Origin of the sequence: Tateyamaria rhodophyticola (genome assembly GCF_047777875.1) — a bacterium.
Taxonomy (GTDB): Bacteria; Pseudomonadota; Alphaproteobacteria; order Rhodobacterales; family Rhodobacteraceae; genus Tateyamaria.
On the sequence record NZ_CP180519.1, the window covers coordinates 1,164,945 to 1,182,500 of the forward strand.

Below are 17,556 nucleotides of genomic sequence, written 5' to 3' on the forward strand. Positions count from 1 at the left end.
CGCGTTTTGGAAACGCTCGATCCACGGGGAGCAGCGCCGCATGGCTTCGCCATTTTCGTCTTGGGCATCCAATCAAGAGGCGCTGCACTGCCCGGTCAGACGGTATGGTTGATATGTGCGGTCAGTGCCGAGGCCCTCAGCGGCTCCGTCAAGCGCATGCATCGTCTTGGGTCCGCTGTGCTGTACCGATGACCGCGCGATGCGCTCCATGCAGGGCGGAAAGTGGACACGCTGGCCCCCACAAACAACAAACCCCACCGCGTTACCGGTGGGGCGTTGGGTCCAATGGTTGCGGGAGTAGGATTTGAACCTACGACCTTCAGGTTATGAGCCTGACGAGCTACCGGGCTGCTCCATCCCGCGCCAATTGGTTCGGGCGTACTACGCCGAGTCGCAGGGGACTGCAAGCCCATCGCGGACAAATCCCGTCAGAAAATCAGCGGCCTATGCAGCGCCTTCCAGCCCGAGGTCCAGAAGCCCTTTGATCTGGCTTTCTGACGTGCCTGCAACGATACGCCCCAGTTCTTGATCGCCGCGCAGCAGGATCAGCGTCGAGCGTCGCGGGATGCCCCGCGATGTCGTCACTTCGTGCCGTCGGAAGTCATCCCAATCGACGCGCACAAACGTCATCGCCGCGTCATAGGTCGGGTCGGCCGCGCGCAGGGCATTGATCACACGTTCCTGACGTTTGCACGTGCTGCACCACACTGCCGCATAATCAACAAGCAGCGTTTTACCCGCCGCCAGTTCCGTCTGGATCAAACCGGGCGTGTAATCCACAAAGCCCGGTGCGGCGTGTACCGCCAGTGGCGACAGCGCAAAGGCGCCGGATGCTGCCAAAAAAGTGCGTCGTTTCATAGAGATCATCCCCTTTTACAAAGCAACGGAAAGGTCTTGAAGCCAGATAGGCATCACGTCGAGCGCCCATGCTTCGATCATGTGGTGGACGCCCAAGAGCAACATCACCCCGACGGCAATGAACGTGACGCCCAGGAATGGTTTCGACCGTTCGGCTACACCACGCAAGGATTGTGCCCGCGCCCTGATCGCTTCGCGTGCGCCAAGCCCGAGCGCTAGGATGAACGTCGAGACACCCAGTGCAAAAAAGCTCATTATCAGGGTGACATAGCCAAGGTTTTGCCCCTGTGACGCCAGCGCAATTGCACCGCCCAGTGTCGGCCCGATGCAAGGTGACCACACGGCGCCAAGCAGTATGCCGCCGAGAAACTGACCCTGCAGCCCATTGTGATCGAGGGTGTTCATCTGCGCGTCAGCCCGGCCTGCCATCCCGGCAGCGGCCATTTCGAACCGGCGCGCAAATGCAGGCACGACCAGGACAAGGCCAAATCCGATCATCATCACCGCCCCGATCTGGGCCAACAGAAACTGATCAAGGCCGATTGCAGACCCGAATGCGGTGACAAGTACGCCAAAGACCACGAACGAAACGCTCATCCCGGCCGCAAGGGCAACAGGACCCCAGCGGCTCGCGTTCAACGCGCTCATCAAAACGATGGGCAACAGGGGCAATACGCAAGGGTTGATGAGGGTCAGCAACCCAGCGGCATATGCGAACACGAATTCCATGCTGACCGATATGCGTTTGGCCGGTCGCGTATCAATGCCAAGGCCACAAATCGCATATAACAAAGGCGTCAGACAAGGGATCGCGAGCGCAGCGGACACGCGGGACCAACTTGTATCTCTGAATGTGCACCCCGCACGACCGCAGCTGGTGCGGGCACCGCTGTGTTCGGCGCCGCGGGATCTGGTTGCCTATGCCTTCAGGAACTCCAAAAGACATTTCGTCAATTCTGCGGGCGCTTCTTCCGGGATCGCGTGCCCACACGGCAAGGCGGCGCCAGTCACATCGACCGCCTTTTCCCGCCACGTCGCCTCAACATCATAAAGCGTGCCAACAACACTTTGCGCGCCCCACAGGGTGAGCAGTGGCGCGGTTATGCGTTTGGCCTCATCGGCTCTGTCATGTTGCAAGTCGATGCTCGCCGCGGCTCTGTAATCTTCGCAGATCGCGTGGAGCGTGGCCGGGTCACGATAGTTGCGGAGATATTCGGCAATGACTTCTTCGTCCACGGATCCCTTGATTTTAACCTGCCCCGAAATGTGGCGACGCAGGAAATACTCCGGGTCTGCGGCGATCATTTTCTCAGGCAGACCATCAGGCTGTATCAGGAAAAACCACCAGAAATAGCGTGTCGCAAAGTCCTGATTAGTTTGCGCATACATGGTGAGCGTCGGCGCAATGTCGAGTACGACGAGCCGGTCCACTGCATCCGGGGCATCAAGGGCAAGACGGTGCGCCACCCGGCCACCGCGATCATGACCGACAACTGCAAACCTCTGGTGGCCGAAATGTTCCATCAGGGCGATCTGATCCGCCGCCATGACCCGCTTGGAAGTAAGCGGTGCAAATTACCCCCTCAGTATGTTCTTCTAGTATTTGCCATTTATGCTTACAGTGGCGCTACGCGCCACCAAGGATGTGAATTGTAGTGATTTCGGCCCAAAACCGACCTCGAACGTAGTTCCGCTCTTCTGCAGCCGCGCCCGCATTCCGGACATTCGCTTCAGTTGCGAAACCTGAAAATCATCGAACTCACTTGTCGCAGGTTGCGGAGACACTCCCCGCAACCTCCAATCTAGTGGCCGTTATTATTCGACATCTTTGTCAGCCCGTTGGCTGGCGTAGGCTTTGAGCATCATTTCGGTGTACTCAACGGTGCTTGTGGTGTGCTCACCCAACCCGGGCCAAGCAAAGGGCAAGTCCCGTAGACATAGATGTTGATCAAAATTTATCCCGAGTTGAGCCGCAACTGCGAGTGCTGAAATAGGTTCCTTGTGCTCCGGCCAGAGGTCTTCATCAAAGGTGATGCATACATCATTGTCATCATGAACAGAGATTTCGGCGAATAATGCCCCCAAGCGCTCGCTTACATTCGAGGCATCCTCAACGAGAGCGCTTCGTATCAGGAGAGTCACCTTTTCTGCATCGAGCTTCAGTTTCAGCCGTGTATCCACAACATCGACCACTAGCTCCGGTCTCCCTTGCTTCTCTTTGTCAGAAAATGGCTTTGGCTGTGCATCATGCTCTTCAAGCCACCAAGGACTTTCGAAGATATTGAGAGGAGACGCGTCACAACGTGGGCAATGCCAAAGACTCCTGGCAATCTGATCGCCAGTTACCGAAGTGTCACAATGCAAGCAGAACCACTTATCTGCCTCAGACCCGTTTAAGGGATGACGGACAAGACCGTCTTTGTCTGGCTTTGTAGAACGTCTTGGCCAGTCTGATGCTATTCCCGCACGAACCTGTTCCGCTCGTTTGATTGCGATGCCGAGCACTTCTTGCTGAAAAGCGGCTTCGTAGACTGGAGCCTCATGCTCAATCTGTTTTGCGATCTCTAGGAGAGGTTCCCCGTTTGGAGCTTCAGGCACATGAAGGTGCCAACCTGCCCCATGCATATGAACGTCGCCCATTGAAGCTGAGATAGAGTATTCGTGCCCATCAATGGTGCCGTGTTCAACATCTGTCTCGAAGACTGAGTCGCCAATAAATGACCCAGAACGAGGTCCACCAGCTTCATCGCCGGGCAACGCTTCGACGAGCAAGCTTTCAACAGCAGAAACATGCTCCTTTGTTGGGGTCCATCCGGCTCTAATTGCCTTAGTAACGTCGTTCCAGTGTGAAAAGCCCAGTACTTCGGCAACCGCATCACGCGCTTTGTGAAGAGGTACCTGTTGAGCTCGCGCGTAGCGCTTGGACAGTTCCTTCAGTTTTTTAAGATAGTACGTCGGTTTCATGATCCATATCCGAACTGGATCCGAAAAGGTGCCCGCTGCTTATCGGACCCTGCCAGCGGCATGGTATCCAAAAAAAAATTAAGTCGCGTTGCATTGCTTCGCATGGCGGACACACCGGCCTACGCGATAGGCCGAGCACATAGTCGCCCGCTCGACCAAAAAGGTCAAGCGGCGCGCAGCCGACATCCAGCATCCAACGTCAACGCTGCGCTTTCAGCGACAATCTCCGCCGTTCGCCACAAGTGCAACACATAAACCAGTTCGCCAAGCAAACTAGCGTCGCCTAACATAAGCGGGCATCTAGTGTTCTCTACCACTTCCGGTATAGTCCACTGCGCCGAGACAGTGGCACGATAAAGCTTCTTCGCCCATCGAGTTTCCGCCAGAATGTTGGAAATTCGGTCAAACCCCCTTTTTCAATCAGGAATTCATTTTGCCAAATCAGGAAAACAACAACCTCACATCTGTGTTTGGCTTTGAGGTGGACGTCGGGCAGGTTCTGCGAAACCTGAATTCAGACCTATTTGACGAATGGTTCTATGATTGCCTCAACTACCAAGATTTACTCAGGTCCAAGTCCCAGGTTATCGAGATAATCAAAGGCCAAATTGGGAAAGGTCATGGTCGATACCCACCTCAGCAAAGGATTGTACGTAATATTCCTAAGAAAGGGCTACCCATAAGGTACTCACTGGAAACAGACTTTTTTGATCGGTTTGCCTACCAAGCAATATGTACGTTCTTAATAAAGTTCTATGATCCGCTCCTAAGCCATCGAGTGCTCAGTCATCGATACTCAAAGCATAGTAAAAAATATCTTTTTCAGAACCGTATTGAACGTTGGTTTACCTATGAAGGCGTCACATTCACCTTCAAAAAGGACCAAAGATACCTCCTAGTTACTGACTTGGCTAACTATTTTGAAAACATTCGCAACAAGGACATCCGGGGTTCGTTTGAAGAGTTGCTGTCTGAGATTAAGGCTAGTCCAGACGAGAAACAACAGATACGAAACGCCCTAGATCTTCTCGGGACGTGTCTAGAAAGCTGGAGTTTCGCCGACGGATTTGGATTGTCGCAGAACCGTGACCCGTCTTCGTTTCTAGCCAACGTCGTTCTGTGTAGTATTGACAGGAAGATCGCTGGGCTGGGTTATGACTACTATCGTTACGTTGATGATATCAGGATCATTTGCCAGACCCAAGACAGTGCCAAGAAGGCAATGGTGGACTTGATAAGTTGCCTCCGTGAAAGGGGACTTAACGTCAATTCAGCGAAGACCACCATCCTTGGTCCAGAAAGCACAGAAGATGAAATTGCGGCCGAGTTCCCGAACCGTGACCCACGAGTAGTTGCCATCGAGCAAATGTGGAAGTCGAAGAGTAAGGCAATAATCTTAAAGTCGATAAAATATCTGATAGCGTTGTTAGTAGAGTGCATTGAGTTGGAGCAGACGCAATCGAGACAGTTTCGTTTCGCCGCAAATCGACTGGCGCAACTGTCAGATATTGGAGTCCTATCGGCCGAACAGCTAGGAGGACCTTTGACCAGCCTCCTGGTTGAAAGCATGTTCGAACAACCGGCTTCTACGGATCAGTACTGCAAAATCTAAAACCTGCTCGGTATAGAAGGCGAGTGCTCCCATAGAATTCAAACATTCTTAAAGGATCGAGACCGGGCCATCATGATTGGCAAAACTACCATCTTTGGATGCTTCTCGCAAAGAAATCGATCAAGTCCAATGACCTGAGGTTCTTAGCACTGTCCATCATCAAAGCCGGTCTCGCCTCTGCGGAAGCTGGGGCCATCATAATCTGGGCCGATCAGGTTGGTTATAAGTCAGTTTTGAACGCGGCGCTTTCTCGGTTCGACGCAGGGTTGCCGTTCCAAGTTCAGAGGTATCTCGCGATAGCCACCCGAAACTACCCCAGTTCAAAGCTCAAGCATGTCTACCCCCTTGCTTCCGACCGCATTAGGGGTACACGCGAACTTGCCAAAGGTTTTGAAAACGAGAAAGGGAACATTGAGTTCCCCAAAAGAGAAGTGGCAATCAAAGATCTATTTGATGAGGTCAGCGAGTATGATTGATGACGCCGTAGTTTTGTTGACGTTCCCTGACCATGAAACTGAGAAGAATGGAAAGACTTTCACCGTCAGCGACGGATTGGTATCCGAAATCAGCTACGCAGAGCTAGCAGATGCCCAATGTTTTTACGTCTGTCTTGAGTTTAAGTCCGTTGCTTCAGAAATCGTTAGTCGAGGGCATAGATTACCGAGCCTAGTGGTTGACCTTGAAGAGCTAATTGTGGCCGCAAGTCGTGCGCAAAAGGTATCTGAGATCCGATCCTCGATAAGATTTGAAAACCTATTGCGAAGATTTGGCGCAGTTGATGACGATGTGGAACGGTTCCAAGCGCTGAATTGCAACTCTCTCACCTTTGATGAAGATCTACTTTTACGTATTGGAGGAGCCATCCTTCGAGCCTTCAAGGTTATCGCCAGGTTGGCTTCAATTCGACAAGAGTGGACCAGATACATTGACATAGAAGCGCCGGTGGCCATCGCGTTGTACAGTGACATAATGGCAGGTGTCCCGTTCGACCCCGACACCCTGTCGATGTTCCGAAACGAAATCGAGTACGACTTCTTCAAAGCACTTAAGAACTTTTCTGCTAAGCATGATCTTCCACTCGAAGTACCTACTTCAAAAGACCTAGAGGTGATCCTAGAGGGTCTTGGCTTCGACCTCGAAAACGCTTCGGTTGAGTTTGTTCTGGACTTCATTTCTATGGAGAACGGCTTAGGTGAAGATGTTCAGAATTTGCGACGACTTAGGGCGACTAGAGACGCTCTAAACGGGATCTCTCACAAAAAGAGCACCAGCTATCCGCAGATCGATGCACAAGGAACTAGGACCTCGAGAGTTCTACTCAAAGTACCAGCCATCCAGAACATCCCCAAGAAGTATCGAGAAATTTTAGTTCCAAGGCCAGGCAGAGCTTTTTCTTATGTCGACTACGACCAGTTTGAAGTTGGTATCATGGCCGCTTTGTCGGGCGACCCAATCCTTCTTGAGCTATACAATCAAGAGGATCTTCATGAGGCGGTCTCAAAGAGCCTGTTTGCAACTGAAGGCATGCGTAAGCAAGCCAAGAGGCTATTCTTGTCGTATGCCTATGGGATGCGACGCAAAAATTTGATCGATGCGGCCGTAAACCTCGGCAGTAGTAAAGAAATTGCGAAGAGCACCTTTGACCAGTTCGTAGTATTTGAGGCTTGGAAGGTGGATTTGGCTAAACGACTTGCGGAAGACAGACGGATTGGCACGCGTAATGGTAACTATTTCCATCTGCAGCATAAGTATGCACCGACGGCCAAGGATATTCGGTCGGCAGTTAGCCAAAAGGTCCAGGGAACAGGTTCCTTGGTTTTCAAGATGGCGCTCTTAAAGCTCGCAAAACTAGACGGTTTCAGGATTGTACTTCCGATGCATGACGCAGTTTTGGTTGAGCACGGTTTGGGCGACGACCCATGCACGGTTGTGGAACTATTCGAAGGGGCGATGACTGATCTTTTCGACGGAAAGATTGCCGGAAAGGCGTCGGTTTCAGAGTTTGCAGTTTAGCTGCATCCGCCCTGTTCGTCTATTTTGAGGATTCCTTCGAACGGCAGTTAACGGGCAAGGGTTAATTGATTTTGCTTATGCAGCGAACTTCTGCTTCTCGCCCTCCGACAAGGCTACTGCCTGAGATTGATCTCAACTTCCTCACCAAAATGCCACGGCAACAGCTTGTCGTACTGACTTCGAGGCACCTTCTGGGTGAATTTCTCGAAAACCCACGTAATGTATGCATGCGGATCAATGTCGTTCAGTCGGCAGGTGCCAACCAGACTCGCTATGATGGCCCAAGTTTCGCCGCCGTCGGCGCTGCCTGTGAACAGCGACGCTTTGCGCAACTGAACGATGGGACGAATTGTGTTTTCGACGTTGTTGTTGTCAATTTCCACGCGACCATCTTGCAGAAACACGCGCAACCCATCTTCCAACTTAAGGGCATAGCTTACGGCCTCACCCATCTTGGTTTTCATTGCGCCTTTCATGGCGTAGTTTCTCAAACATGCGAATATCTGGTCGACAATGGGTGTGCTCTCTTTCAGACGTGTGGCTTCTCGTACGATGTGCGCTTGACCCTTAAGGTCCTTTTCAATCCCATAGAGCTTCCCAATCATGTCAATGAGCTTCCCGGCGGTTTTGTCCTTGTTGGACTGCAGTTCTTCCCAGAATTTACGGCGCACATGAGCCCAGCAATAGGCAAGCATTAGGGGCTCACCAATGCGAGTCGTCGAGGTCAACCTGTTGTAGCCACCATATGCGTCGACCTGCAGCACACCATCAAAACCGAGCAACATATCCTCAGCATTTACGCCTTCGCGTGTTTGCGTATATCGAAATGCGACTGCTGGCGGTTTGTTGCCTTTCCAGCGTCTGTCATCCCGACACAGGGCCCAAATGCGGCAGGTCTTTAGCTTTCCAAGGCCGGGAAACATCTGACCCAGGTGCGTTTCATCCATGTGCAGCTTGCTCGACGACTTGATGTCTGCCAACAGCGACTCGTAGATCCATTTCAGTGCGCCCTTCGCCTTCTTCATTAGGCGCGAGAGCGTAGATCGATGGATTTTGACGCCTTTTCGTCCAAATATCTCGGTGATCCGGTTCAGCGGAAGAAAATCGGCATACTTCTTGATCAACACAGCCACAAAGAGTGAGGTATCGAAGCCGCTCCCATCAAACGGTCGCTCAGGGACCGGGTGTTGTGCAAACTGTCCACAATTTCGGCAGACTTTCTTGCAGTAAATCTCTTCAATGACGAATAATTCGGCCTCTCTGTACGCGAGACGCTCGCGGATTTCTTCACCAATGTCTCGATGACCGCAACAGCAGTCACACAGTTGATCGGGTCTAGGTTGGAATTCGCGCGACTCGCGTCGCTGGTGTGACGGGTAGTTTTTCTTGTTCTTACCAGTGCCTGTATTGGGAACCTCCTCAGGCTCAGATGGTTCGTTCCCGTCATCAGGTATTTCATCCTCATCGTCGGTCTCAGGGTCACCATCATCAAACCCCGCCGACGAGGTATCTTTCTCAGTGTCAGATTTTTCGCTCTTTTTTCCGTACTGCGCACGTTGAGCATTCTTAAGCTGGGTCTTTAGGCGCTTGATCTCAGCGGCAAGCACCTTGATCTTGGCAGACAGCGTAGAGTTTGTTGCCTCCGCCTTCACGAAAGCATCTGACAGCTGAATGCCGAGCGTGACAATCTCTGCTGCGGCCGCGCGGACTGCCGGATCAGCGTGCACGGACAAGAGGTCACACTGATATTGGAGATCGTCGATCATCTGATCGAACTGTCCATATTCATGACTGGTATTCTGTCAAGTACGCGTGCATGTATTGATTGCATGCCCGTCTCAGAGCAGACCGATTGAAGCTCTCGCATTGGATAAGTTCATCCCAAGTTGGCCGTGAACACGGCTGTTCAGGTCACACCTGACGCATCAGACGCGTTTTCACTTGATTTCTGAGTGATGTGATGGGATGAAGATAAGAGAGATCGTACAACACAACGATTTTTGAGGCCTTTGAGGACCGGCAAGTCCTCGGGGCCTTACTTATTTCAGAGCCCTAGTTGCTCTCTGTGGTCACCTCCTCCTTTGAACATTCAGAAGCATATCTTTCAGGCCAAAGCAGCTCTGGAGTCGTTCCCAAAGCATTGGCGATCGCTGTCTGGATTTTGTGTGATCGACGGTAGCCCTGCGAAACGGTGCTGACCGAGCTTTGGGCGACGCCGATGGACTTTCCGAGCGCACTCAACGACCAACCGGCAATTTCCAAACGAGCTTTAATGAACGCATGCTTCTCCAAATCAACTTGGAGGCCGCTTGGCTCTGTTGGGCTATGGGTATCGACTATCACTTCGAAAACTCGCAGATCATCAATTTGCTGATTCTCTCAACAGGTCCCAGAAAATCGAATCGCCGTCAAGTTTTTTTCTCGTAAGTGTCTGATATCAAAAGATAAGCTAACACTTTTCCTAACACCATTGCTAACACCAATGTGTTAGCAGTGCTCACACATGCGATTGCAGATTTGCCTAAGGTCTTGAAACTAAAGAAGGCCAGACCGCTCACTATACACTTTGACTGTGCCGTGAGCGGTGCGACTACCGTAACAGATTGTCCGCACTGTCGGTAAACGACCCGAGCGGACAAAGGGCAACTAGTCGGCGTTTGGAAACCAAACTGATTTTAGGCTGGCTCGCAGCAGGCGCATCGTTCCATCGTTTGGTCCTGAACCAGCTATGCCAAAATTAGATATTACTCCTTGCGAGATCGTTCGGCGCTAGTGGCAATCGCCGCGCGGCATGGGCCTTATTCTCAAGAATGCTGGACCGCCGAGGCGGTCCAGCCAGAGGATTTGTGTCCAATTGTTATGCTGCCAGAGCAGCCACTCTATCTGCCACGGTCTTTGCAACTTCCGGCTCAACATGGGTCACAACCTTACGTGGTTCGTAGTTGATATCACCGTCTATACCTTTGCTTCCGTCGTCGCCTCTCGGACCTTGAGGACCCTTGTTTCCGCGAGCACCAAACGATCCAGCTAGCCCGTTTGGCCCATCCGTTCTAAACGCTGAACCATCTCCGCCGGTCCCACCATGGCCACGAGCTCCTGGTTCTCCGCCCTGTCCGCCGTCACCGCCCTGTCCGCCAACGCCTGCCTTGCCTCCGCTGTTGTTGATGATTTCAATAATTCCCAGGCTGTTCCCATTGAGAGCATAGATCAGTACATCGCCACCATTTCCTCCATCGCCGCCAGGACCTCCCTGTCCACCACGACCGCCACGGCCACCATTTCCGCCAGCGCCTCCGTTGCCTCCTCGTTTCGCTGGCGACCAGTGAGCACCGTTACCACCTCTGCCACCGGTTCCGCCAGTTCCACCCGTTTGGCCCTTGCCTCCAATGCCACCAGTCGCACCATCGCCACCATCTCCGCCACGTGCGTTAATCTCCAATATCGAAGAAGGATGGAATGCTTTGACGAAAATGGTGATGTCTCTTGCATGTGAGCCGTCGGCTTTGTTTTGCGTTGTGAAACCAACACGCCCTTCTGCACCGTTCGCCCCCGGGCCGCCGTGTTGTCCAGAACGCGCGCTATGAAAAGTCAGCCAGTCTTGAGTGGCACTCCTTCCATTTGCTCCCTGCGCGCCCTGTGCAGCCGCGCCTGGCACTGTGTCAGGGATCCCAGATATTGGCTCCATATCAACAGCATGTTGCCCAGCACAATTTTGAAGCGAAACATATCCCTCCGCATAATCTGCGAAAAATATGATCTCTGAATCAGATTGGATCATTCCCTTTGAATGAAAGAAAACTCTCTCGCATAGGACCGCAACTGGGTTTTCTGGGCCGTCGGGATGCGTGATCGTTACGACGTCGTGCACATCCAACCGCTTTACAAAGATCTTTGATTGCACCAGCTCCTCCGGTCCTTCCTGACCAATACTGAGTTGAGCATCTCCGGTGGACAGTATTGGATCCACGACCGCTTGAACTTCGTTGTATTCCATCTCGATTCTCTCCTATTCTTGAATGTGAAGGTCCTTTTGACCTTCTTGGTAGGGTGCGTGTTGGAGAGTAATCATGCGCCCCCCTAAAAGGGGGCACGCTTCAAGGAATTTGGAGGCACCATAAGTTCGTACCTCGCAAAACACCGAAAAATTGCCAATTTTTGGCACTAGGTTTTTCGAATACGAATAGTGAGTAATTTGCGAAATGAAGAACGCTAGATCCGTCCCATCGAAACTCGCAGAGATCATTCAGTCAGGGCTCCCGACTTGGCGCGAAATGGGCGGTGAGGCATTGGTGTTAGAAGAAAGGTTGCGCGATTGCGATCGCTTCTTTCATACGACTTTTGGCGATATTGGGTTCCCGGCTACTCTTTACGACTACACTGGAAGAAAACTCGTCGACAAGTTGGTTGGTGGTGAAAGCGCATTGCTACCCGAACAAGTAGCCGAGTTCAAAAATAGGGGTCGCGGCCCCCGGTTCTTCGTTGCAGACAACCAATTGCTCTACATCTATGACCGAATGGATCACTGGCCGCATGCGCCAGAGGATGTCAGTGCCGTCGCTCTTTCAGTCAGCAAAGACTGGATATCCAGAAACCTCGACCTTCATCTCACACAGAGTGAATATGTACTTGTTTCATTTCTCCTTAGCGGATGTGATCTGAAGGCTGCTGCAGAAAGAGTGGGCGCTGGCTACGACACTAAGCGAAAGCAAATTCGTCAAGTCTTAGGAAAAGCATGTGCAAAGAACCAAGCCTCACTCCTAAGAGATCTATCGCTTGATATCTCAGCACACGCATTGAAGGAGATACTCCGCCCCCACCGAGTAAATCCCGAAACTAGCCTCGCCCGCGATTGCTGGGGCCGAGATGTGGTCGTCCACAACATTTCGTTAGATGAATGCAGAGACATCCCGATCTGGGACTTTGGCGCTCGGCGGGGGCAGCCCCTCTTGTTCTTTCATAGCATGGTAGCCCCCATCATTTTCAGCAAGGGCTTCGTTCAAAGGCTAAAGCATCGCAACCTTCGATTGCTGATGGTGCCAAGACATTTCGCGTATGAAAGAACTGCGTTCGATCGTGACCAGGCATTCACTCTTCAAATAATTGCTGAGGCAGTAGATATCCTCTGTGATGAGCCGGTAATTTGCATTGGTGAGAGTGCTGGCGGCTCTTGGGCTTCTCGGTTCGCTTACCGCTATCCGAACGCTGTTAGCCAGTTGATCCTCACTGCAATTCCTGAGGTGTCGAGAAATGGCGCCTCGTTGGGTGCCGGGAGCGTTCTATCTGAGTTATCGGAAAGAATTAAGGCGGATTGGCGAGTCGTGGCTGGGACAGCTCGTATCTACAATGCTATTGCTCGTAATCGTTCAATCGCGACTAAAACATTGAAATTCATGTTCCGAGATTCACAGATTGACCTACAAACAGTCGAAGCAGCTTTCCTAGAACTTAATCTGGCGAAATGGTTGCGTCTCATCGCAAACAGCGCAAAACATGCATCAATTGATGAATTTGCCTTACTTCAGTCGAATTGGCTGCAGGAACTGCGTTCAACCGATGTACCCATTCATTTTATCCATGGTAAGCAGGATCCGTTAAGCCGACCAACGGGCGTAGCCATTCTGGCAGCCTCACTGCAGAATGCTAAATTTACGGAGTTTCCGGACGCCGGTCACTTTGTGCTGGGTCAAAAATTCGATGACATTCTTGATTCACTATTCTTGGACGAAACGCGAATTTATTGAAACGCTTGAGCGTCACCACTCTTCACCGAATGGTCGTAGGTTGCGAGCACAATTGTAGTTTTCTGTTGCCGAACAAGGGCTCCGCTACTTGCAACTGGAGCAGCCGCGCCAGGTAAGCAGTGTATGCGTTGAGCTGATCTACACCGGTGTTGAGGGTCGCCAATCTTCACGCGGACCATTGATGCGGTCAAACTCTTTGGTTGATAGCAGGACATATCGCTCGCCATTGTTCTTCACGATGAAAACAGGCTTTTGCTCTACGACCCTCAAGATCGCGTCAAGATTTGCCTGCAGTTGTCCAATCGTTATTTCATCCTCACCACTTTGCCAGTGTTCCGCGACCGCGTCGCAGATGAGGTCCTTTGCGTATTCCTCGACTGACATTTCCGACCGGATTGCTAAGTTCTGCAGCTCAGCAAAAACGACCTCAGGAATGTCTGATAGCTCCAGATCGGCCAAGTCACATCCCTCGCGTCTGGTTGCCAAGGCAAGCCACGATGCTCGTCACGAAGTTCTGGCGTTTAAAACTGATGGTGTGAATGCAGCCGGTGCGCATGTTCTTTGCTGAATCTTTCAATCCTTCTGTCTCACTTCAATCATGCGGCCCATGCCGTCCATGTCGGAGCTGTCGGCAGCGGTTCGGCCGCAACCGCAATAAGCGATGCCACGCGTTTCGCCCCTCGGCACGTCGATGCAAGATGCGTGCCAGCTGATGATCACGTCCGAGCAATGCGGGCATTTGGCCTTGAAGGGAACTGACGGTTGTGGGTTCTGTCGGTGTCGGCTGGCCAACACGGCTTCTGCGAAGCCTCTTTCATGTTCGTCCATGTCGGCCCGGTCATCATCGGTGGCTACCATCTCGTAGAACAACTTAACGTCCTCCAGATCGAGTTCAGTGTCGCGTGATATGCGCTCTGATAGCCTCTTCAGGACGGGATAGTCTGAGAGTGGATACATCTTTTCTGTTGTCATCTGCCATCAACTCCCGGCTCGACATCGATAAGGTGTTTGTTTGGCAGCAACTTGCCGGCGCGCTCTGCAACCTGCTCAAACGAAACCGGCATGAAATCCCAGACATCGACGCCGACATTGACGGCATTGCGGGAGCCCAACCAGTTGTTGTGGACATGGCCGAACATGTGCAGCGCCTGCCGCCGCGCGTGGTTCCAGGTGATCATCGGATAGTGGCACAATGTGTGCGCTTGTCGGTGTGTCCCATCTCTTACTTCGGCCAAGTGATGAACGCTGTCCCACGGCAGCGCCAATGTGGGCGCCAAGCCATGGTTGCCGACGACCAGGTGTTTTTTCGCTCCGGGCAATTACTCAAAGATCTTCGCGAGCTTTGCTTCATCTTTGGCTTTGGGTCCAAACGCAAAGTCGCCGACAATCCAAAGCTCGTCCTCGGACTTCACAACCGCATGCATGTTTTCCAGCAGAATGGCATCCATTTCATCGACCGACTTAAATGGGCGATCGCAGAATGAGATCACGTTCTCATGCATGAAATGCGGATCAGCTGTGTACCAGTTCATCATTCTCATCGTTCGCTTCGTTAAAGTGCTCCATCTCGGCGCCCCTTGCGTCAGACCGCTACAGGGCGCCGGGTGGCTCTGGCAGTGACCCGCTTCCAGTCGAGGCCCTCGAACAAGGCCTCAAACTGAGATTTGTTAAGAGTGATCACGCCGTCTTGAATGCGTGGCCATTCGAAGCCCTTTCCCTCGATCCGCTTATAGGTCATCACGAGTCCGGTTCCGTCCCATACGATCAGCTTCAGGCGATCCGCCCGCTTCGAACGAAAGATGAAGATGGCACCGTTGAAGGGATCAAGCTGAAACTCGTTCATGACAATGGCGGCAAGGCCATCCATGCCTTTGCGAAAATCAACGGGCTTGGTAGCCACGTAGAATTTGAAGTTGCCTGCCGGAGAAATCACGGCCGACCTTCAAACGCCCTGATCAACTGGACCAGTTGATCAATAGGATAACTTGGTGGCAATAAGACTTCACATCCAGCGCGTCTGAAAACAATCTGATGTGTCTGAGGCGGCAAAGCTGGCTTACTAGGCTCGACCTTGATTTCAGCAAAAGAGGTGGCGGGCTGTTGTGCTTTTTGTGGCTTGTGCGACGACTTTCGAGAGCCACCTTTGCGCCAACTGTAAGCTGTCTTGTCTGAGATCTGACAAGTCTTCTGCACGTCACTGATCGGTAGCTCCCCCGACCTCATACGCTGCCCCAGGGCACGCTTGAACTTTGTTGGCCAAAGTCGACGGCCATCTTTCCCAATCGGGATGGAGTAGCCGAAAGCGTGGAAGACGTTTTGGATTTTCTGATCACTTGCGAGGTCACCCAAGTTTTGCGAGTTCATGATGCCTGTATCCTTTTGGGACATCATAAACCTCGATGGGTTTGCTGATCAGGGGCCAATTAAGGGGTCATTTGCACCGCTTACAGTTGTTTGCGGGCACGGCGTGTTCCTCAAAGTCACACTATGAGTACGTCAGTCCCTCGGGTCAGGCAACACAGCGCTTTATCGCGCATTCTTCAATACACAATGCTGCCATTCGTAGGCTGCGAGCACGGTCAAGGCGACCTGCTTGCACCAAAAGCGCGATCTAGCAGCGCGGGATGGCTCAGAGACTACCGACGGCAAGGGAATTATACGGCGAAATACAAAAAAGCCGCCTCACTGAGAGGCGGCTTTTTTGAAACATCGTCTGAGAGATATACAGAGGGCTTTTTAGGTTTGGCAGTGACCTACTCTCCCACGCCTTAAGACGCAGTACCATCGGCGCAACAGCACTTAACGGCCGGGTTCGGGATGGGACCGGGTGTTTTGCTTGCGCTATGACCACCAAACCGAAAAAGCCCTCTGAAAATCAACAATGTGGTCCAAGTCGCGTACGACTGTGATGTGTATGCTTTCGATCCATCGAAGTCTTGCTTCTACTGGATCAAATCAAGCCTATCGGACAATTAGTACCAGTCAACTGAACACATTACTGCGCTTACATCTCTGGCCTATCGACGTGGTGGTCTACCACGGTCCTCAGGGATACCTTGTTTTGAGGGGGGCTTCCCGCTTAGATGCCTTCAGCGGTTATCCTGTCCGATCATAGCTACCCAGCACTGCCGTTGGCACGACAACTGGTCCACCAGTGGATCGTTCACCCCGGTCCTCTCGTACTAGGGGCAACTCCTCTCAAGTATCCTACACCCACGGAAGATAGGGACCGAACTGTCTCACGACGTTCTAAACCCAGCTCACGTACCTCTTTAAACGGCGAACAGCCGTACCCTTGGGACCTGCTCCAGCCCCAGGATGAGATGAGCCGACATCGAGGTGCCAAACACTGCCGTCGATATGGACTCTTGGGCAGTATCAGCCTGTTATCCCCGGCGTACCTTTTATCCGTTGAGCGATGGCCCTTCCACTCGGGACCACCGGATCACTATGGCCGTCTTTCGACTCTGCTCGACTTGTCAGTCTCGCAGTCAGGCTGGCTTCTGCCATTGCACTCAACGAGCGATTTCCGACCGCTCTGAGCCAACCTTCGCGCGCCTCCGTTACGCTTTAGGAGGCGACCGCCCCAGTCAAACTACCCGCCACACAGGGTCCCGGATCCGGATAACGGACCGCGGTTAGACATCAAGCAATGCAAGGGTGGTATCTCAAGGGTGGCTCCACAAAGACTAGCGTCTCTGCTTCAAAGCCCACCACCTATCCTGCACATGCATGGCCTGATGCCAGTGTGAAGCTGTAGTAAAGGTGCACGGGGTCTTTCCGTCTAACCGCGGGAAACCTGCATCTTGACAGGTAATTCAATTTCGCTGAGTCTATGTTGGAGACAGCGGGGAAGTCGTTACGCCATTCGTGCAGGTCGGAACTTACCCGACAAGGAATTTCGCTACCTTAGGACCGTTATAGTTACGGCCGCCGTTTACCTGGGCTTCAATTCAAGGCTCTCACCTCTCCTTTTAACCTTCAGGCACCGGGCAGGCGTCAGACCCTATACGTCGTCTTGCGACTTCGCAGAGCCCTGTGTTTTTAATAAACAGTCGCCACCCCCTGGTTTGTGCCCCCAGCCCCTAGTTGCCTAGGAACCGGGCCTCCTTCTCGCGAACTTACGGAGGTATTTTGCCGAGTTCCTTCAACATAGTTCTCTCAAGCGCCTTGGTATGCTCTACCAGTCCACCTGTGTCGGTTTAGGGTACGATCTAATGGAAGGCTATTTCCAGGAACCAATCAGCGGCCCACCCAATCCGATAAGGGTGAACAACCTTCATGATCCGTCACATCTTCCTGGCCCAGGAATATTAACCTGGTTCCCATCGACTACGCCTTTCGGCCTCGCCTTAGGGGTCGGCTTAC

General features: G+C 52.4%; 16 protein-coding genes, 1 tRNA gene and 2 rRNA genes (1 of these 19 cut by a window edge). 5 read left to right on the forward strand and 14 right to left on the reverse strand.

Translation table 11 applies throughout. From position 1 onward, the window contains the following. Positions 1-286 precede the first annotated feature (286 nt). From ACERHN_RS07280 to ACERHN_RS07300, 5 genes are all read right to left on the reverse strand, one after another. Positions 287-363, reverse strand: a tRNA-Met gene (locus ACERHN_RS07280). An 81-nt stretch (positions 364-444) separates the two neighbouring features. Next, a complete protein-coding gene (locus ACERHN_RS07285; RefSeq protein ID WP_415921977.1) occupies positions 445-858 on the reverse strand; it encodes a thioredoxin family protein in 414 nt (137 codons plus the stop codon). A 15-nt stretch (positions 859-873) separates the two neighbouring features. After that, entirely contained in the window at positions 874-1,587 is a 714-nt protein-coding gene (locus ACERHN_RS07290; protein ID WP_415921978.1) for a cytochrome c biogenesis CcdA family protein, read from the reverse strand. Between the two features lie 189 nt (positions 1,588-1,776). Continuing rightward, positions 1,777-2,382, reverse strand: coding sequence for an alpha/beta fold hydrolase (locus ACERHN_RS07295; protein WP_415921979.1), 606 nt, complete (start codon positions 2,380-2,382; stop codon positions 1,777-1,779). Between the two features lie 291 nt (positions 2,383-2,673). Beyond that, the gene (locus tag ACERHN_RS07300) at positions 2,674-3,822 is read right to left on the reverse strand and encodes a hypothetical protein (protein WP_415921980.1); all 1,149 of its coding nucleotides are present in this window, start codon (positions 3,820-3,822) and stop codon (positions 2,674-2,676) included. Between the two features lie 466 nt (positions 3,823-4,288). Between ACERHN_RS07300 and ACERHN_RS07305 the strand changes: the two genes are divergently transcribed. The 3 genes from ACERHN_RS07305 to ACERHN_RS07315 all read left to right on the forward strand — a co-directional run bounded on the left by ACERHN_RS07305 (position 4,289) and on the right by ACERHN_RS07315 (position 7,447). Next, a complete protein-coding gene (locus tag ACERHN_RS07305) occupies positions 4,289-5,434 on the forward strand; it encodes an RNA-directed DNA polymerase (protein WP_415921981.1) in 1,146 nt (381 codons plus the stop codon). A 98-nt stretch (positions 5,435-5,532) separates the two neighbouring features. Beyond that, positions 5,533-5,910, forward strand: coding sequence for a hypothetical protein (locus ACERHN_RS07310; protein WP_415921982.1), 378 nt, complete (start codon positions 5,533-5,535; stop codon positions 5,908-5,910). Further along, positions 5,903-7,447, forward strand: a complete 1,545-nt coding sequence (locus tag ACERHN_RS07315) for a DNA polymerase (protein ID WP_415921983.1) — start codon at positions 5,903-5,905, stop codon at positions 7,445-7,447. Before ACERHN_RS07310 ends, ACERHN_RS07315 begins: the two co-directional genes overlap by 8 nt. Positions 7,448-7,560: 113 nt before the next feature. Here the strand turns inward: ACERHN_RS07315 and tnpC are convergent, their stop codons facing one another. The 3 genes from tnpC to ACERHN_RS07330 form a co-directional block, all read right to left on the reverse strand. Beyond that, on the reverse strand, positions 7,561-9,213 hold the full coding sequence (gene tnpC, locus ACERHN_RS07320) for an IS66 family transposase (protein ID WP_415921984.1): 1,653 nt from the start codon (positions 9,211-9,213) through the stop codon (positions 7,561-7,563). Positions 9,214-9,499: 286 nt separating this feature from the next. Next, positions 9,500-9,790 (reverse strand): helix-turn-helix domain-containing protein, encoded by a 291-nt coding sequence (locus ACERHN_RS07325; protein WP_415921985.1) that lies wholly within the window; start codon positions 9,788-9,790, stop codon positions 9,500-9,502. 514 nt (positions 9,791-10,304) lie between these two features. After that, positions 10,305-11,441 carry a collagen-like protein gene (locus ACERHN_RS07330; RefSeq protein WP_415921986.1) on the reverse strand — a complete coding sequence of 379 codons (1,137 nt, stop codon included), beginning with the start codon at positions 11,439-11,441 and terminating at the stop codon, positions 10,305-10,307. Positions 11,442-11,718: 277 nt separating this feature from the next. Here ACERHN_RS07330 and ACERHN_RS07335 point away from each other — a divergent pair, with 277 nt between their 5' ends. Further along, entirely contained in the window at positions 11,719-13,188 is a 1,470-nt protein-coding gene (locus tag ACERHN_RS07335; RefSeq protein ID WP_415921987.1) for an alpha/beta fold hydrolase, read from the forward strand. Positions 13,189-13,326: 138 nt separating this feature from the next. On the opposite strand, the gene ACERHN_RS07340 is transcribed toward ACERHN_RS07335, so the two are convergent. Both ACERHN_RS07340 and ACERHN_RS07345 read right to left on the reverse strand, forming a co-directional pair. Further along, the gene (locus ACERHN_RS07340; protein WP_415921988.1) at positions 13,327-13,647 is read right to left on the reverse strand and encodes a type II toxin-antitoxin system prevent-host-death family antitoxin; all 321 of its coding nucleotides are present in this window, start codon (positions 13,645-13,647) and stop codon (positions 13,327-13,329) included. A 114-nt stretch (positions 13,648-13,761) separates the two neighbouring features. Continuing rightward, positions 13,762-14,058 carry a hypothetical protein gene (locus tag ACERHN_RS07345; RefSeq protein WP_415921989.1) on the reverse strand — a complete coding sequence of 99 codons (297 nt, stop codon included), beginning with the start codon at positions 14,056-14,058 and terminating at the stop codon, positions 13,762-13,764. A gap of 77 nt (positions 14,059-14,135) precedes the next feature. Between ACERHN_RS07345 and ACERHN_RS07350 the strand changes: the two genes are divergently transcribed. Next, the gene (locus ACERHN_RS07350) at positions 14,136-14,672 is read left to right on the forward strand and encodes a hypothetical protein (RefSeq protein WP_415921990.1); all 537 of its coding nucleotides are present in this window, start codon (positions 14,136-14,138) and stop codon (positions 14,670-14,672) included. Positions 14,673-14,770: 98 nt separating this feature from the next. Here ACERHN_RS07350 and tnpB read toward each other — a convergent pair whose 3' ends face one another. The 4 genes from tnpB to ACERHN_RS07370 all read right to left on the reverse strand — a co-directional run. Beyond that, positions 14,771-15,055, reverse strand: a complete 285-nt coding sequence (gene tnpB, locus ACERHN_RS07355) for an IS66 family insertion sequence element accessory protein TnpB (RefSeq protein WP_415921991.1) — start codon at positions 15,053-15,055, stop codon at positions 14,771-14,773. A 62-nt stretch (positions 15,056-15,117) separates the two neighbouring features. Beyond that, the gene (locus tag ACERHN_RS07360) at positions 15,118-15,552 is read right to left on the reverse strand and encodes a hypothetical protein (RefSeq protein WP_415921992.1); all 435 of its coding nucleotides are present in this window, start codon (positions 15,550-15,552) and stop codon (positions 15,118-15,120) included. A 376-nt stretch (positions 15,553-15,928) separates the two neighbouring features. Continuing rightward, positions 15,929-16,043, reverse strand: a 5S ribosomal RNA gene (rrf, locus tag ACERHN_RS07365). Between the two features lie 96 nt (positions 16,044-16,139). Further along, positions 16,140-17,556, reverse strand: a 23S ribosomal RNA gene (locus tag ACERHN_RS07370); it runs 1,411 nt beyond the window's last position.

Bases quoted from the DNA above. Each gene is read 5' to 3' on its own strand.
- ACERHN_RS07285 (WP_415921977.1), bottom strand. From the start codon at position 858: ATGAAACGACGCACTTTTTTGGCAGCATCCGGCGCCTTTGCGCTGTCG.
- ACERHN_RS07290 (WP_415921978.1), bottom strand. From the start codon at position 1,587: ATGGAATTCGTGTTCGCATATGCCGCTGGGTTGCTGACCCTCATCAAC.
- ACERHN_RS07295 (WP_415921979.1), bottom strand. From the start codon at position 2,382: ATGGAACATTTCGGCCACCAGAGGTTTGCAGTTGTCGGTCATGATCGC.
- ACERHN_RS07300 (WP_415921980.1), bottom strand. From the start codon at position 3,822: ATGAAACCGACGTACTATCTTAAAAAACTGAAGGAACTGTCCAAGCGC.
- ACERHN_RS07310 (WP_415921982.1), top strand. From the start codon at position 5,533: ATGCTTCTCGCAAAGAAATCGATCAAGTCCAATGACCTGAGGTTCTTA.
- ACERHN_RS07315 (WP_415921983.1), top strand. From the start codon at position 5,903: ATGATTGATGACGCCGTAGTTTTGTTGACGTTCCCTGACCATGAAACT.
- tnpC (WP_415921984.1), bottom strand. From the start codon at position 9,213: ATGATCGACGATCTCCAATATCAGTGTGACCTCTTGTCCGTGCACGCT.
- ACERHN_RS07330 (WP_415921986.1), bottom strand. From the start codon at position 11,441: ATGGAATACAACGAAGTTCAAGCGGTCGTGGATCCAATACTGTCCACC.
- ACERHN_RS07335 (WP_415921987.1), top strand. From the start codon at position 11,719: ATGGGCGGTGAGGCATTGGTGTTAGAAGAAAGGTTGCGCGATTGCGAT.
- tnpB (WP_415921991.1), bottom strand. From the start codon at position 15,055: ATGGATGGCCTTGCCGCCATTGTCATGAACGAGTTTCAGCTTGATCCC.
- ACERHN_RS07360 (WP_415921992.1), bottom strand. From the start codon at position 15,552: ATGAACTCGCAAAACTTGGGTGACCTCGCAAGTGATCAGAAAATCCAA.